Genomic DNA, 12,911 nt, shown 5'->3' with positions numbered 1-12,911 from the left:
CGACAGTTGGGAGTTCCCTCATGCCTGCCGCCTCCCGCACACGCCGCAGGGTCAGAAACTCGGCCCTGGCCGGCTCCGCCGCCCTCCTCCTCGCCGTGGCCGCTCCCGCCGCCCCGGCGCTGGCCGCTCCCCCGGGCAACAACGGCCACATCGAGATCCACGACATCAGCACCTCCGTCGACAAGGACAGCAACGACCCGAACGTGGGCTGCTTCTACATCGACGCCTTCGACTTCGACCCGAACCAGGCACTGAGCTGGTCGGTGTTCACGGGCACCGCCGGGAACCCCGGCACCCAGGTGGCCGCGGGCACGGCCACGTTCACCGCTACACCCCCGCACGGCCAGGACATCTCCGGGCCCCTCGCCCTCCCACAGGGCATGTACGTCGCCTTCGAGGACGACTCGGCGGGCCGCAAGTCCAAGGAGTTCAAGGTCAACGCGACCTGCAACTCCGGCGTCCCGATGGTGGACACGAAGGTCGCCGGCGTCGCCGGGGCCATCGCCGTGCCCGCGGTGCTCGGGTACGTCTTCTGGCGCCGTCGCCGCCCGGCGGTCTGAGGGCCGCACCGATGACCAGTCCGAGACCGATCGCGGTCGTCCTCGGCACACGGCCCGAGATCGTGAAACTCGCGGGCGTCATCCAGGGCCTCGGCGACCGCTGCCAGGTCGTCTGGACCGGGCAGCACTACGACACCGAGCTGGCCGCGGGCGTCTTCGAAGGCATGGGCCTACCGGCCCCGAAGATCCAGCTCACCGGGATCGGCGGCACGGCCAGGGGCCACCAGATCGGAGCGATGATCTGCGAGCTCAGCCGCCGCTTCGAGCACGAGCCGCCCGGGGCGGTGATCGTGCAGGGCGACACCAACTCCACCTCTGCGGGCGCCCAGGCGGCGCACTACCAGGGCATCCCCGTGATCCATGTGGAGGCGGGGCTCAGGTCCCGGGACCGCGCCATGCCGGAGGAGATCAACCGGCAGGTGGTGAGCGTCCTGGCCGACGTCCACTGCGCGCCGACGCCGGAGGCGGTCGCCAACCTGCTGGCGGAGGGCGTGGTCGCGGAACGGATCCGGCTCACCGGCAACACGGTCGTCGAGGCGGTCACCCTGTCGCTGCCGGCTCCGCGGGAGTCGCTGGCACTGGTGGACCGGTTCGGGAGGAGACCGGGCGAGTACGTCCTGGTGACGCTCCACCGGCCCGAGAACACGGACGACCCCGCGCGCCTGCGCCTGATCCTCCGTCAACTCGCGGACCTTCCCGTCCCGGTACTCTTCCCGGCCCACCCCCGCACCGTCCAGGCCTGTGAACGGTTCGGGCTGCGACGCGAGCTGCGGGCGCTGCACCCGGTGCCGCCCGTGGACCACGCCGCCTTCCTCAGCCTCGCCCGGCACGCCGCGCTGCTCGTGTCGGATTCCGGCGGGGTCCAGGAGGAGTGCACCGTCCTGAAGAAGCCGCTGATCGTCGTGCGCAACAGCACCGAGCGGCCCGAGGCCGTCGCCGCCGGGTTCGCGACCCTGCTCCCGCCCGGTCCGCAGCTCGGCTCCACAGCACGACGCCTGCTCTCCGACCGGGAGCTGGGCAGGCGGCTCGCCTCGCTGCCCTCGCCCTACGGCGACGGCCGCGCGTCCGCACGGATCGCGGCCCTCGCGCGGGCGGTCGCACAGGACGGCACCGCCGCGCTCGCGCAGGCAGCCGCACGCACAAGTCCACTGTCCGCAGAACCTGCTGAAAGGGAGTCACCTCCATGTACCGTCCTGCCGCCACCGGCGGAGCGCTGGCAGCCACCGGTGCCAGCCTGATGCCCCTGGAGCTCGCGGCCACGTCCCTGCTCGTGCTCGGACTGGCGCTGCTGGCCCTGCTGCTGGTCCGCGGCAGGCGCGCGGCCTCCAGGGATGACTAGTCCCGTGCCCGGGCCGCCGGCCTCCGGCGGCGCGCTGCGCCCGGCGTCCGGCGGCCCGGTCCGGCGCCCCGCACCCGGCCGGGGCGTCCGCGCGCCGGTCTCGCTCCTCCTGCTCGCCACGGCCGTCGCCTTCGCCGCCGCGAACACCTGGTTCCGGGACCTGGAAGCCGACACCGCAGCGCCGCTGGTGGGGTACGCCACCTCCAGCACCGTCGACGTGCCCCACGGCACGGCGACGATCTTCCTGGGCCTGTACACCCCGCGGGTGTTCGGGCTCACCGTCACGCCCGAGTGCACGGCCGCGCTGCCCATCGCCGCGCTGCTGGGCATGGCCGGCGTCCTCGGCCTGACCGGCCGCTTCCCGCTCGTCCGGATCCTGGTCGCCCTGGCGGGCGCGGCCGGCGCGGTGTTCGCCGTCAACCAGGCCAGGATCGCCATGATCGGATGGGCCGCCCACACCTGGGGAGCCGGCGGCTTCGGCTGGGCCCACGCGACCGTCGGGTCCGTGATGATCATCGCCGGGGTCAGCGCCGCCATCGCCGGCTTCTTCTCCGTCTGCGGCGGCAGGGCGTCCCGGTCGGCGCGCCGCCGAGTCGGTCCGACGACCCCACCCCTGCCGGTCCACGCGCCGGCCCGGAAGGAACGCTGACACCATGACCTGGCCCGCCTTCAGCGCCGTCGCGCTGATCGTCATCTGCTTCGCGGCCGCGTACTCGGGAGGGGTGATGCTCCTCGGCCTGCTGGAGTGGAAGAGACGCGGGCTCGCCCTCCCGGCACAGAGCGCGGCCCGCTACGGCCGCCCCCACCTCGGGCGCCCCGACCAGGACCCGTACTGGGTGTACTACCTGGTGCCCTGCCTCAACGAGGCGGCGGTGATCCAGCCGACCGTCCGGGGCCTGTGCGGCCAGCCCCGCAGCACGCTGATCGTGATCGACGACGGCTCCGACGACGCGACCGGACAGCTGGCCCGCGCCGCCGGAGGCGACGAACTCGTGCTGCTGCGACGGGAGTTGCCCCGTGCGCGCCAGGGCAAGGGCGCCGCGCTCAACGCCGGGCTCGCCGTGGTGCGCGCCTTGGCCGCCGAGCGCGGCCAGGACCCGGCCCAGGTGATCGTCTGCGTCATGGACGCCGACGGCCGCCTCAGCGACGGGGCGCTGGCACGCGTGCTCCCGCACTTCGACGACCCGCGCGTCGGCGGCCTGCAACTGCCGGTGCGGATCCGGAACCGGACGTCGATGCTGCTGTGGTACCAGGACTACTGCTTCTGGGCCCTGGCCGCCGTCTCCCAGTGCGGGCGCGCCCGCCTGCGCACGGCGAGCCTCGGCGGCAACGGCCAGTTCAGCAGGCTGGCCGCGCTCGACGGCATCGGCGCCGAACCCTGGTCGCCCTCGCTCACCGAGGACCTCGACCTGGCCATCACCCTCGCCGTCCGGGGCTGGCACCTGGAGACCGAGCCGGCCGCCTCGGTCAACCAGCAGGGCGTCGACACCCTCGGCCGGCTCCTCAGGCAGCGCGTGCGCTGGTACCAGGGGCACATGACGGCAGGCCGCAGGATCGTGGAGGCCTGGCGCTCACCGCACCTCTCCAACGCCGGCGCGCTGGAGATCGCCGGCTACCTGCTGATCCCCTGGGTGGTGGACCTGCCGTGGAGCGTCCTGTTCCACATCGGCTGGTACCGCTTCTTCACCCGCGCACCCCAGCTGTTCTCCTTCGTCGACGGCTGGGCCTCCGGCGTCATCGGCGGCCTGGTCTGGTACGCGCTGTCGTTCCTGCCCTGCCTGCTGGGCACCTGGCTCTGCCTGCGCCGCTCCCGCGGCATCCCCCGCTGGCGGGCCTTCGTCCTCGGGCACAACTTCCTGCTGATGAACTACATCGCCTTCGTCTGCGTCTGGCGCGCCCTGTTCCGGATCCTGCTGCGCAGGAACGCCTGGGCGAAGACCGTCCGGCTCGACGAGCGGGACAGCGCGCACGTGCGCGACGCGGGACGCGAGCCCGCGACGCTCGGGGCACAGGTCGGCCACCGCCCGGCCCCGGCGTCAGCAGCCTCCTACGATCCCGGCGCCTAGCCGTGTCCGGACAGGTTCGCCGGGTTGCGGTGTCCGGTGGTGGGGGCACCCCCGGCCGAAGGCTGGGCGAAGATCGCAAGGCGGAGGGTCGCCCTCGTACTGGACGTCCTTGGGCGCGCCCGACAACGCGGCGTGGGGGCACCCCCGGCCGAAGGCTGGCGGAGGCGTGCCGGGCGCCGCGACACGGTGGACCTGTCCGGACACGGCACCAGCACGGCGCAGCTGCCGTGGGCCGCGCCGGCACGGGCCTCAGGCCCGGCCGGCGTGCGCCAGGCCGACCTGGTCGGGATGCCTGCCGAGGGCCTCGGCCAGGTGGCGGTGGACGTTCTCCAGCGCGGCGGCCTGGGCTGCGGCACGCTCCTCCAGCTCCCGCACCGTCGTACCGTCGGGCTCCGGCAGCCGCGCCGCGTCGAGGGCGCGCCACATCTGCCGCTTGGCCTCGACGCCGGTCCGCATCGCCTCGCACTCCACCAGCGAGGTCAGCGGGGAACGCCGCAGCAGGCGGCCGTTGGGCTTGAGCCGCCCGCCCCGTTCGACCGCCCAGCCCAGGCAGGCGTACAGCGGGCGGCGGGCGACGCCCAGACGTTCCATCAGCCCGCGAAGGCTGTCCCGGTCCTGTGCGATCTCCCGGGCCAGGCGACGGGCCTCTCCCTGCAGCGGCTCGCCCGACAGGCCGTCGGCCAGACGCTGGGCGAGCTGGGCGCCCGCGACCGCGCCGCTCAGATGGTTGTTCAAGTAGACGGACCACCAGCGCAGTTGCTCGGGCGGCAGCGTCGGCGACTGCGTCATGGGCGTTCTCCTCACGGTCAACGGGCTTGGTACGGCGAGAGATTGACGCCCGACTGCCGGAGGCCGACAGCAGCGACGGACCACCCGCTGCCGCCCGTCATCCAAGGGACCTACGGCGCGGGACCCGCGGTCCGCGAAGTGGACCTGAGGCCCGGATCCGCGGTCCGCGACACATGGGGCGCTCTCCCTACCGGTGCCCCTACCCCCGAAACCCGCAGGTACCGCCACCCACCGCCCGATGCGTGCACCAGAACGCACCGCGCCCCCCGCACCGCCGGAGGCGGGACTCAGGGAGCCAGGTACGCCCGGAACGTCGTGCCCTCGGCGTCAGCGCGGACGCGGACCAGCTGGGCGACGCGGTTGACCAGCAGCAGTCCGCGGCCGTTGGGCTCGTCGGCGGTGGCGGGCCGGCGGCCGGCCAGCGGGTCGGTGAGCCGGCCCGCGTCGTGCACCTCGCAGACGACCAGGCCGTCCTCCTGCCAGATCCGCAGCGTGCCCGAACCGCCGCCGTGGAGAACGGAGTTGGTGGTCAGCTCGGCGACCGCGAGCTCGAGGTCGATCAGCCGCAGCACGGTCATCCCCAGTGCGCGGGCCTCGGCAGCCGCGAAGTCGCGCGCCTCCGCGAGCGCCCCGGCGCCGAAGCGGTGGACGGCGGCGTGCGGCGGCACGGGCGGCAGGTCGTTGTAGCGGGCCACCGCGCCCCAGGGGTCGTACCGGTCGGAGGCCCACTCGCCCTTGTCGTCGATGACCACCGGGTGCGTGGTCAGGGCGTCGTCGAGTGCGTCGGCGTCGAGGCCGGCCGTGTCGTAGGGACACAGGATCGTCACCTCGCGGTCGGCGAAGGCGGCGTTGATCAGCGCCTCGTGCTGCACGCAGGCCGGGTACTCCAGGGTGGTGCGGCCGGGCCAGATGGGCTCCCCGATGATCCGCACCCGCGAGGCCGGGTGCGCGTCCGCGAAGCCCCGGAGCACCTGGGGGATGATCCGCCCGGGATTGCGGCCCGCGTCCGTCATGTCGATGAGGACGACGCGCTCGGCGTCGGCCCCCAGAGCGCGCCGCAGCCAGCCGAGCTGCGCGGGCGGGGCGGCAACCGCCGCGGGTTCCCCGGCGGCGAGGCCCTGCCGCAGGAACGGGACGGTGCCGGCGAGGTACGCGTCCTGGCCCTCGTAGAACAGGGCCGGATGCACGAAGCCCTGGACAGGCGCGGTGCCGGTCACCCTTCCACCTCGATCCCAGTCATGGTCGGCCAGAACATCTCCAGGAGCCTCGGCACCTGCGGCGGCGGCTGGAGCAGGACGATCCTGCGCCCGGCCAGCGGTCCCTGAGCGGTCATCACCAACTCGGTCATGCCGGCGACGTCCACGAACGTCACCGCCGACAGTTCGAGACGCACCACCGGCCCGCAGGGGGTGAGCCTGCCCAGCGCCTCGCGCCAGACCGGGCGGGTGACCGCGGTGATCTCCCCGGCCAGGCGCAGGCCCTCACCCGACGCACCGGCGGCCACCGAGAGGTGCCCGGGTCCGGCGCCCGCTGCTGCCACCATCTGCTGTCCGCCCTCTCCACGCTGTCCCGGCCCCGGCCGGGCGGGGCTCGGCCGGGCCGAAGCCACCGCCCCTACCGTACCGAGGCGCCGCGGTGTCCGTGGCTCAGGGCCCGCCTACCCCGTCACCGCCGCGGTGACGCCCTGCCCGGAGAGCACGTGTGCGTCCCGGCTTTCCGGGCAAGCGGCCTGCCAGGAGGTGGAGACCTATGGGTCCCTTGTTGTTGGTTCTGCTGCTGGCGCTGATCCTCGGTGGGATCGGTTTCGCCGTGCACGTGCTGTGGTGGATCGCTCTCATCGTGCTGGTGCTCTGGGTGGTCGGCTTCTTCGCCCGGTCCGCGGGCGGGGGCGGCCGCTGGTACCGCTGGTAGCACACCGCACCCCGGAGGGGTGGCCGCGCACGCCGCGTGCCACCCCTCCCCCGTTCCGCGACCACCCGCCGTCCGCACGGCGGCCCGACGGAGGGACAAGCCATGCCCGACGACCGCACCGAACGGCTGCCGGACGCCCCCGGCCCGGACGAGCACCCGACAGACCTGCGCCAACTCGGCGGCCGGGGCTGGCGCGGCGCACTGCGCCGGGTCCCGCGCGAGTACCAGAGCGACCATCTCGGCGACTGGGCGGCGGCGCTCACCTACTACGGCGTCCTGTCCGTCTTCCCGGCGATGCTCGTGCTGATGTCGGTCCTCGGCTGGATCGGCCCTTCCGTCACCGACCCGCTGATCCGCAACGTGCGGCAGCTGGCGCCGGGCCCGGCCCGCGACCTGCTCGTGCAGGCGCTGACCAATCTTCAGCAGCACCACGCGGCCGCCGGTGTCGTCGGCATCATCGCCATCGCGACGGCGCTGTGGTCGGCGTCCGGCTACATCGCCGCGTTCATCCGCGCCATGAACGCCGTCTACGACGTCCCGGAGGGGCGGCCGTTCACGCTGCTGCTGCCGCTGCGCCTCGGCCTGACCGTGGCGACGCTGTTGCTGCTCACCGTGGCGAGCATCCTCGTCGTCGTCAGCGGCCGCGTCGCCGACCGGGTGGGCACGGCGCTGGGCATCGGGCACACGGCGGTGCAGGTGTGGCAGTGGGGCAAGTGGCCGCTGCTGCTCCTGCTGGTGGTCCTGCTGTTCGCGCTGCTGTACTGGGCCGCGCCCAACGCCCGCCAGCACTTCCGCTGGGTCAGCCCCGGCGGCCTGCTCGCCGTCGTCCTGTGGATCGCCGTCTCGGCGCTCTTCGCGCTCTACGTCTCCCACTTCGGCTCCTACAACCGGGTCTACGGCAGCCTCGCCGCGGTCGTGGTCTTCCTGGTGTGGCTGTGGCTGTCCAACCTCGCCCTGCTGCTGGGCGCGGAGCTCAACGCCGAACTCGAACGCCAGCGCGCCATCGAGCGCGGTCGCCCGGCCGACGAGGAGCCCTACATGGAGCTGCGCGACACCGACAAGCTCCACGACGACGACCTCTGACCGAGAGCAACCGAACGACCCCGGAGCAAACCGACAGTCCAGCCGTTCGCCGGCCGGTGACCGAGGAGGAGCCAGATGACCACGACCGACGCCAAGGCGACGGCAGCATCCACCGACCGCGGTGACATGCCCAGTGACGTCGGCGGGCGGCTGAGCCTGTTCGACCGGTTCGCCACCCGGGCGAACGCGTTCGTCTCCCGGGCGGTGTTCTTCGCCCTGTGCGTCGTCCTGGTCCTGGTGTGGCTGCCGTCCTACTTCGTCTTCGGCAGCGTGGACACCTGGCAGCTGATCATCAACACGGTCACCACCATCGTGACCTTCCTGCTGGTCGCGCTGCTGCAGAACACGCAGACCCGCAACGACCAGGCCACCCAGGACAAGCTCAACGCCGTCGCCGCCGCCCTGGCCGACGTGATCACCCTCGTCGACCACGGCGCCGACGCCCAGCGGCTGCGCCGTGAGCTGCGCGAGGCCGTGGGCCTGGAGGACCGCACCAGCTCCTGAGCCCGTGCGGTGCCGAACCCGCGTGCGCCGCAGGTCAGTCGGCGCCGGGGTCGGCCGGGTCCACGCGCAGCAGCGGCGCGCCGTCGGGGTCGAGGACCCGCAGCCGCACGGGAGCGGGCCGGTCCTGGAGCGCGTAGTGCTCGCGGATCCGCAGCAGCGCCTCCGGGAGCGCCGCCTCCGTGTCGGCGGAGACCGGACCGCGCTGCTGCCAGTGCAGCTCCAGCGTCCACTCCTCGGTGGACTGCCGCCTGCGCGGGGAGGTGCCCTCGCCCTGGACCGCGATGCCGTCGAGGACGTGCAGCACCGCCGCCAGGTCCTGATCGGTCATCAACTGCGGGTCCTGCTCCACCAGTACGTCGGCCATGAGCACCGGGTGCCCCACCCGTCCCGCCGCAAACGCGCCGCAAGGCACCTGGCGCGCGCATGCCCGGTCCCAGCCTGGGAAGCCGCCGGTCATGACGCCAGAGCCCTTCCCCATCGGCCCCGGGGAGCAGCTGCTGGAGGAGTTCTTCACCTCCGGCCGCACCCTGGACCCGGCGGAGACGCCGGTACTGGCCCAGCGGTACACCTCCGCACTCGGCCTGGGTGACAGCCGGGTGCTGCTCGCCGACATCCAGCAGCACGAGCTGATGCCGCTCGACGGCGGTCCCGGGCTGCCCGTCGAGGGCTCCCCCGCGGGCTGGGCCTACCGCACCGGAAGCCTGCGCGTGGTCGAGGACGGTCCCGAGCTGTGCGCGTGGTTCCCGCTGGTGGACGGCGCCGAACGGCTGGGCCTGCTGGAGCTGCGCACCTCGGCGCTGACCAGCCAGACCCTGCACCGCTGCCGCATGCTGGCCGGCGTGCTGGCCCCCGCGATCACCTCGATGCGGGACTCCAGCGACAGCTACGCCCAGGGCACGCGCGCCGAACGGATGTCCCTGCCGTCCGAGATGCTCCGCGCCTTCCTGCCCCCGCGCACCATCGCCACCCACCGCGTCGTCTCCACCGCCGTGCTGGAGCCCGCCTACGACCTGGGCGGCGACGCCTTCGAGCACGCGCTGACGGACGGCGCCCTGCATGCCGCGATCCTCGACGCGATGGGGCACGACCTGGGGTCGGGGCTCACCGCCGCGCTCGCGCTCGGCGCCTGCCGCAACGCCCGCCGCAACGGCGCGGACCTGCCGGACCTGGTGGCCACCATCGACGACGCGCTGACCCGCTGGTTCCCCGACCGCTTCGCCACCGGCGTCTTCCTGCGGGTGGACACCGGCACCGGCACACTGCACTGGGCCAACTGCGGCCACCCCCCGCCGCTGCTGATCCGCGACCGCAAGGTGATCCCCGACGCCCTGGAGCGCCCCGCCGAACCGCCTCTGGGTCTGACGGGCATTCACCACCAGGGCCGCACCGTGCACTCGGCGTCGCTCAGGCCCGGCGACACCGTCCTGCTCTACACCGACGGCGTGGTCGAGGCCCGCGGCCGCAACCGCGACGGCTTCGGCCTGGACCGCTTCGCGGACTTCATCATCCGCACGACGGCGGCGGGCGAACCGGCCCCGGAGGCGCTGCGGCGCTTGATCCACGCCCTGCTCGACTACCAGGCGGCCCCGCTGGAGGACGACTGCACCATCATGATGATCGAATGGCGCCCGGCCTGACGGACCGTCACTCGCCGCCCAGCCGCTGCGCGTCGAGGCGGCGGGCGACGCGGCGCCACAGCGGGGCGGGTGTGAGGCGCATCGCGGCGCCGAGCGCGGCCAGCGCGGGCGGGACCCACAGCACGGTGCGGCCGCGGTCGCGGACCAGCGCCCGGGCCACCGCCGCGCCCACGCGCTCCGGGGTGGTCGCGAGGGGGGCCGGGTCGAGTCCGCGGGTCATCCGCCCGGTCACGAACCCGGGACGGACCAGCAGCACCCGCACGCCCGTTCCGGCCAGCGAGTCCGCGAGCCCGCGGGCGAAGGCGTCCAGGCCCGCCTTGGCGGCCCCGTACACATAGGTCCCGGCCCGCGGCCGGACCGCCGCGACCGAGGACAGCACGACGATCGTGCCGTGCCCCTGCTCGCGCATCCGGGCGGCCACCGCCAGCAGCGTGGTCACGTGCCCGGTCAGGTCGGTGGTCATCAGCCGGCCCGCCCGCAGCGGGTCGGCGTCCAACTCCCGCTGCTCGACGAGGATGCCGGCGGCCGAGACGACCAGGTCCACGTCGGCGGGCGCGAACACGTCCGCGACGAGGGCCGGGTGGGTGTCGAGGGCGGTCGCGTCGTAGTGGACGGTCCGGGTGCGGCAGCGCAGGGTCTTGCCCGCGGCCTCCAGCGCCGCCCGGTCCCGACCGGCGAGGACCGCCTCGGTGTCGGGCGACAGCGGCAGGGCCCGCAGCACGGCCAGGCCGATCTCGCTGGTCCCGCCGAGCAGCAGGATCCTTCCGGGACGTCCGAGTGAGTCGCGCATCAGCACAGCCCCAATCTGCGCCCGAGGTCGGAGCGCATGGTCGCGTGGGGGTCGACGGAGGCCCGCACGGCGTGCCAGTCGTCCAGCGGCCCGTACATCGCGCGGAACGCGTCGCGGGACATCCGGGAGTCCTTGGCGAGATAGACCCGGCCGCCCGCTTCGGCCACCAGACGGTCCAGCCGGTCCAGCGTCCCGGCCAGCCGGGGTGCGCCGACCGGGACGTCCACCGCGAGCGCCCAGCCCGGCAACGGGAAGGACAGCGGGCCGGACGCTTCGCCGGGACCGAAGCGCTTGAGCGTGCCCAGGTAGGGCGCGGCGCCGCTGCGCTGCAGGGCTTCGAGGACCGTCGCCAGCACGCCGTGGGCCCGGCCGGGGACGGCGAACTGGTACTGGACCAGCCCGCGCGGCCCGGCGAGCCGGTTCCAGTAGGGGACGGCGTCCAGCCGGTGGAAGAACGCGGTCAGGTCCCGGACGCTCTCCCGGTGTCGCGGCGCGGCGTGGTACCAGGCGCTGTTGAACGCCTGCGCCGTGCGCGGGGTGACCAGGGGCAGCGGCGGCAGCGTCAACCGGCCGGTGCGCGAGGGACGTTGGACCGGGCCCTCCGGCTCGCGCCGGGGGTCGGGGTGTTCCAGGTGGTCCGCGCTGTCGACGACGCCCCGGCCCAGGCCGCCGCCTGCGGACGTGGTGTCGATCCAGGCCACGGTGTAGCGGCCGGGTGCGCTGTCCAGCAACTCCAGCACCTCGTCCAGGGATCCGGCCCGTCGCGTGGTCACCCGCAGGCGGGCACTGGCGATGCGCAGCAGGCGCAGCTCGGCTGCGAGGACGACGCCGGTCAGGCCCATGCCGCCGACCGTGGCCCGGAACAGCCCGGGTTCCCGAGCCGGTCCGATGTCGTGCAACGTGCCGTCCGGACACAGCAGTTGGACGGAGTCGAGCCATGCGCCGATGCTGCCGTCCCGGCGGTGGTTCTTGCCGTGCACGTCCGCGGCCACCGCGCCGCCCAGCGTCAGCCTGGCGGTGCCTGGCAGCACCGGCGGCAGCAGGCCCAAGGGCACGGTGGCGTGCAGGAGTTGGCGGAAGGTGGCGCCGGCGGCGGCACGGACCGTGCCGCGGGCGTGGTCCACCCGGATGCCGGCGTCCGGGTCCGGGAGCAGGACGACGCCTCCGGCGTTCTGCGCCGCGTCGCCGTAGCTGCAGCCGGATCCGCGTGCCAGCACGCCGCGCGGGGGCCGCGAGGCCAGCAGTTCGGCGGCGGCCTCGGCGGTCAGCGGTCCGGTCACGGTGGCGTGGGAGGAGGTGGCCCGGCCCCAGCCGTCGAGCCTGCGCCGGCCCGTCCCCGTCGCCGCGCCGGGCCGGGTCATCGCTGCAGTCCGATCACGAAGAGGGACAGCCACAGCAGTTCGGCGGTGAGCATCAGCGGGTCCCGCAGCAGCAGATCCTCGATGGCGCTGCCACCGTCCCGCCCGGTCAGCGCGTCGAAGCGGACCAGCGCCGCGGCCAGCGGCACCGCGGACACCAGCCGCCAGGCGCCGGTCCAGGCGTCCGGGTCGCTCACGGCCCAGGTGACGTAGGCGATCAGCAGCACGCCCCCGACCGTACGCTGGCCTGCCCGCAGGCCGCGCACGGAGTAACCGCGCAGGCAGGGCCGGTGCACGCGGGCACGGGCGCCGAGCCCGGCGCTCTCGGTGGCCCGCTTGGCCACCACGATCAGCAGCGCGCCGAGGCTGCACACCAGCACGAAAGGACCGGACGGCGGCACCTCGGCCGCCGCCGCCCCGCCCAGTGCGCGCAGCACGAACCCGCTTGCCACGACCACGAGTTCGACATACGGCACGTCCTTGAGCGCGACGCAGTACAGGGCCGACGCGCCCAGGTAGCCGGTCACCGCGGCGGACAGCCCGGTGCCCGGCGGAGCCGCGCCGAACGCCTCGGCGAGCACGACGCATCCGGCGGCGAAGACGAGCGCCTGCGGCTCCGACACCAGCCCGGACGCCACCGGCCGCAGCCGCTTGCGCGGATGCAGCCGGTCCTGGTCCGCGTCCACGACGTCGTTGACGGCGTAGACGGCGGTCGAGGAGAGGGTGAACGCGAGGAACGCGACCAGCGCGCCCCCGGCGCCGCGGCCGTGCGGTCCGAGCGAACCGGCGGCCAGCGGGGCGGCGAACACCAGGAGGTTCTTGGGCAGTTGACGGCGGCGGGCCAGGCGCAGCAGCGCCCGGGCGCGCTGCGGCG

At 74.3% G+C, this 12,911-nt stretch carries 15 protein-coding genes; 8 read left to right on the top strand and 7 right to left on the bottom strand.

What is annotated here, in order from left to right; all coding sequences use genetic code 11:
* Nucleotides 1-20 precede the first annotated feature (20 nt).
* The 4 genes from ACFP3V_RS08025 to ACFP3V_RS08010 all read left to right on the top strand — a co-directional run bounded on the left by ACFP3V_RS08025 (nucleotide 21) and on the right by ACFP3V_RS08010 (nucleotide 3,965).
* A complete protein-coding gene (locus ACFP3V_RS08025) occupies nucleotides 21-560 on the top strand; it encodes a hypothetical protein (protein ID WP_380581310.1) in 540 nt (179 codons plus the stop codon).
* Between the two features lie 11 nt (nucleotides 561-571).
* On the top strand, nucleotides 572-1,798 hold the full coding sequence (wecB, locus tag ACFP3V_RS08020) for a non-hydrolyzing UDP-N-acetylglucosamine 2-epimerase (RefSeq protein WP_380581308.1): 1,227 nt from the start codon (nucleotides 572-574) through the stop codon (nucleotides 1,796-1,798).
* 93 nt (nucleotides 1,799-1,891) lie between these two features.
* Nucleotides 1,892-2,548: an exosortase/archaeosortase family protein gene (locus tag ACFP3V_RS08015; protein WP_380581306.1), complete on the top strand. Its 657-nt coding sequence runs from the start codon at nucleotides 1,892-1,894 to the stop codon at nucleotides 2,546-2,548.
* A gap of 4 nt (nucleotides 2,549-2,552) precedes the next feature.
* Nucleotides 2,553-3,965, top strand: a complete 1,413-nt coding sequence (locus ACFP3V_RS08010) for a glycosyltransferase (RefSeq protein WP_380581304.1) — start codon at nucleotides 2,553-2,555, stop codon at nucleotides 3,963-3,965.
* 249 nt (nucleotides 3,966-4,214) lie between these two features.
* Here ACFP3V_RS08010 and ACFP3V_RS08005 read toward each other — a convergent pair whose 3' ends face one another.
* The 3 genes from ACFP3V_RS08005 to ACFP3V_RS07995 form a co-directional block, all read right to left on the bottom strand.
* Nucleotides 4,215-4,754 carry a hypothetical protein gene (locus ACFP3V_RS08005; protein WP_380581302.1) on the bottom strand — a complete coding sequence of 180 codons (540 nt, stop codon included), beginning with the start codon at nucleotides 4,752-4,754 and terminating at the stop codon, nucleotides 4,215-4,217.
* A 287-nt stretch (nucleotides 4,755-5,041) separates the two neighbouring features.
* On the bottom strand, nucleotides 5,042-5,971 hold the full coding sequence (locus ACFP3V_RS08000) for an anti-sigma factor RsbA family regulatory protein (protein ID WP_380581300.1): 930 nt from the start codon (nucleotides 5,969-5,971) through the stop codon (nucleotides 5,042-5,044).
* Nucleotides 5,968-6,297: an STAS domain-containing protein gene (locus ACFP3V_RS07995; protein ID WP_380581298.1), complete on the bottom strand. Its 330-nt coding sequence runs from the start codon at nucleotides 6,295-6,297 to the stop codon at nucleotides 5,968-5,970. Before ACFP3V_RS07995 ends, ACFP3V_RS08000 begins: the two co-directional genes overlap by 4 nt.
* Before the next feature lie 206 nt (nucleotides 6,298-6,503).
* On the opposite strand from ACFP3V_RS07995, the gene ACFP3V_RS07990 reads away from it, so the two are divergent.
* The 3 genes from ACFP3V_RS07990 to ACFP3V_RS07980 all read left to right on the top strand — a co-directional run bounded on the left by ACFP3V_RS07990 (nucleotide 6,504) and on the right by ACFP3V_RS07980 (nucleotide 8,252).
* Nucleotides 6,504-6,665, top strand: coding sequence for a DUF5670 family protein (locus ACFP3V_RS07990; protein WP_380581296.1), 162 nt, complete (start codon nucleotides 6,504-6,506; stop codon nucleotides 6,663-6,665).
* Nucleotides 6,666-6,767: 102 nt separating this feature from the next.
* Entirely contained in the window at nucleotides 6,768-7,748 is a 981-nt protein-coding gene (locus tag ACFP3V_RS07985; RefSeq protein ID WP_380581294.1) for a YihY/virulence factor BrkB family protein, read from the top strand.
* A 75-nt stretch (nucleotides 7,749-7,823) separates the two neighbouring features.
* A complete protein-coding gene (locus tag ACFP3V_RS07980; protein WP_380581292.1) occupies nucleotides 7,824-8,252 on the top strand; it encodes a low affinity iron permease family protein in 429 nt (142 codons plus the stop codon).
* A 34-nt stretch (nucleotides 8,253-8,286) separates the two neighbouring features.
* Here the strand turns inward: ACFP3V_RS07980 and ACFP3V_RS07975 are convergent, their stop codons facing one another.
* Nucleotides 8,287-8,616 carry a hypothetical protein gene (locus ACFP3V_RS07975; protein WP_380581290.1) on the bottom strand — a complete coding sequence of 110 codons (330 nt, stop codon included), beginning with the start codon at nucleotides 8,614-8,616 and terminating at the stop codon, nucleotides 8,287-8,289.
* Nucleotides 8,617-8,707: 91 nt separating this feature from the next.
* On the opposite strand from ACFP3V_RS07975, the gene ACFP3V_RS07970 reads away from it, so the two are divergent.
* Nucleotides 8,708-9,889 carry a PP2C family protein-serine/threonine phosphatase gene (locus ACFP3V_RS07970; protein WP_380581288.1) on the top strand — a complete coding sequence of 394 codons (1,182 nt, stop codon included), beginning with the start codon at nucleotides 8,708-8,710 and terminating at the stop codon, nucleotides 9,887-9,889.
* A gap of 7 nt (nucleotides 9,890-9,896) precedes the next feature.
* Here ACFP3V_RS07970 and ACFP3V_RS07965 read toward each other — a convergent pair whose 3' ends face one another.
* From ACFP3V_RS07965 to ACFP3V_RS07955, 3 genes are all read right to left on the bottom strand, one after another.
* Nucleotides 9,897-10,679 (bottom strand): SDR family NAD(P)-dependent oxidoreductase, encoded by a 783-nt coding sequence (locus tag ACFP3V_RS07965; RefSeq protein ID WP_380581286.1) that lies wholly within the window; start codon nucleotides 10,677-10,679, stop codon nucleotides 9,897-9,899.
* Nucleotides 10,679-12,040, bottom strand: coding sequence for an FAD-binding protein (locus ACFP3V_RS07960; protein WP_380581284.1), 1,362 nt, complete (start codon nucleotides 12,038-12,040; stop codon nucleotides 10,679-10,681). The genes ACFP3V_RS07965 and ACFP3V_RS07960 overlap by 1 nt, the downstream gene beginning before the upstream one ends.
* Nucleotides 12,037-12,911 (bottom strand): decaprenyl-phosphate phosphoribosyltransferase (locus tag ACFP3V_RS07955; RefSeq protein WP_380581282.1); only part of this gene is annotated, 875 nt, incomplete at its 5' end. The genes ACFP3V_RS07960 and ACFP3V_RS07955, both read right to left, overlap by 4 nt.

It is taken from the genome of Streptacidiphilus monticola (assembly GCF_042658505.1).
Taxonomy (GTDB): domain Bacteria; phylum Actinomycetota; class Actinomycetes; order Streptomycetales; family Streptomycetaceae; genus Streptacidiphilus; species Streptacidiphilus monticola.
The sequence above is the reverse complement of the archived record's forward strand: the minus strand, read 5'-3'. Positions and strand labels throughout refer to the sequence as shown.

Bases quoted from the DNA above. Each gene is read 5' to 3' on its own strand.
- ACFP3V_RS08025 (WP_380581310.1), top strand. From the start codon at position 21: ATGCCTGCCGCCTCCCGCACACGCCGCAGGGTCAGAAACTCGGCCCTG.
- wecB (WP_380581308.1), top strand. From the start codon at position 572: ATGACCAGTCCGAGACCGATCGCGGTCGTCCTCGGCACACGGCCCGAG.
- ACFP3V_RS08015 (WP_380581306.1), top strand. From the start codon at position 1,892: ATGACTAGTCCCGTGCCCGGGCCGCCGGCCTCCGGCGGCGCGCTGCGC.
- ACFP3V_RS08010 (WP_380581304.1), top strand. From the start codon at position 2,553: ATGACCTGGCCCGCCTTCAGCGCCGTCGCGCTGATCGTCATCTGCTTC.
- ACFP3V_RS08005 (WP_380581302.1), bottom strand. From the start codon at position 4,754: ATGACGCAGTCGCCGACGCTGCCGCCCGAGCAACTGCGCTGGTGGTCC.
- ACFP3V_RS07995 (WP_380581298.1), bottom strand. From the start codon at position 6,297: ATGGTGGCAGCAGCGGGCGCCGGACCCGGGCACCTCTCGGTGGCCGCC.
- ACFP3V_RS07990 (WP_380581296.1), top strand. From the start codon at position 6,504: ATGGGTCCCTTGTTGTTGGTTCTGCTGCTGGCGCTGATCCTCGGTGGG.
- ACFP3V_RS07985 (WP_380581294.1), top strand. From the start codon at position 6,768: ATGCCCGACGACCGCACCGAACGGCTGCCGGACGCCCCCGGCCCGGAC.
- ACFP3V_RS07980 (WP_380581292.1), top strand. From the start codon at position 7,824: ATGACCACGACCGACGCCAAGGCGACGGCAGCATCCACCGACCGCGGT.
- ACFP3V_RS07975 (WP_380581290.1), bottom strand. From the start codon at position 8,616: ATGGCCGACGTACTGGTGGAGCAGGACCCGCAGTTGATGACCGATCAG.
- ACFP3V_RS07970 (WP_380581288.1), top strand. From the start codon at position 8,708: ATGACGCCAGAGCCCTTCCCCATCGGCCCCGGGGAGCAGCTGCTGGAG.
- ACFP3V_RS07965 (WP_380581286.1), bottom strand. From the start codon at position 10,679: ATGCGCGACTCACTCGGACGTCCCGGAAGGATCCTGCTGCTCGGCGGG.
- ACFP3V_RS07960 (WP_380581284.1), bottom strand. From the start codon at position 12,040: ATGACCCGGCCCGGCGCGGCGACGGGGACGGGCCGGCGCAGGCTCGAC.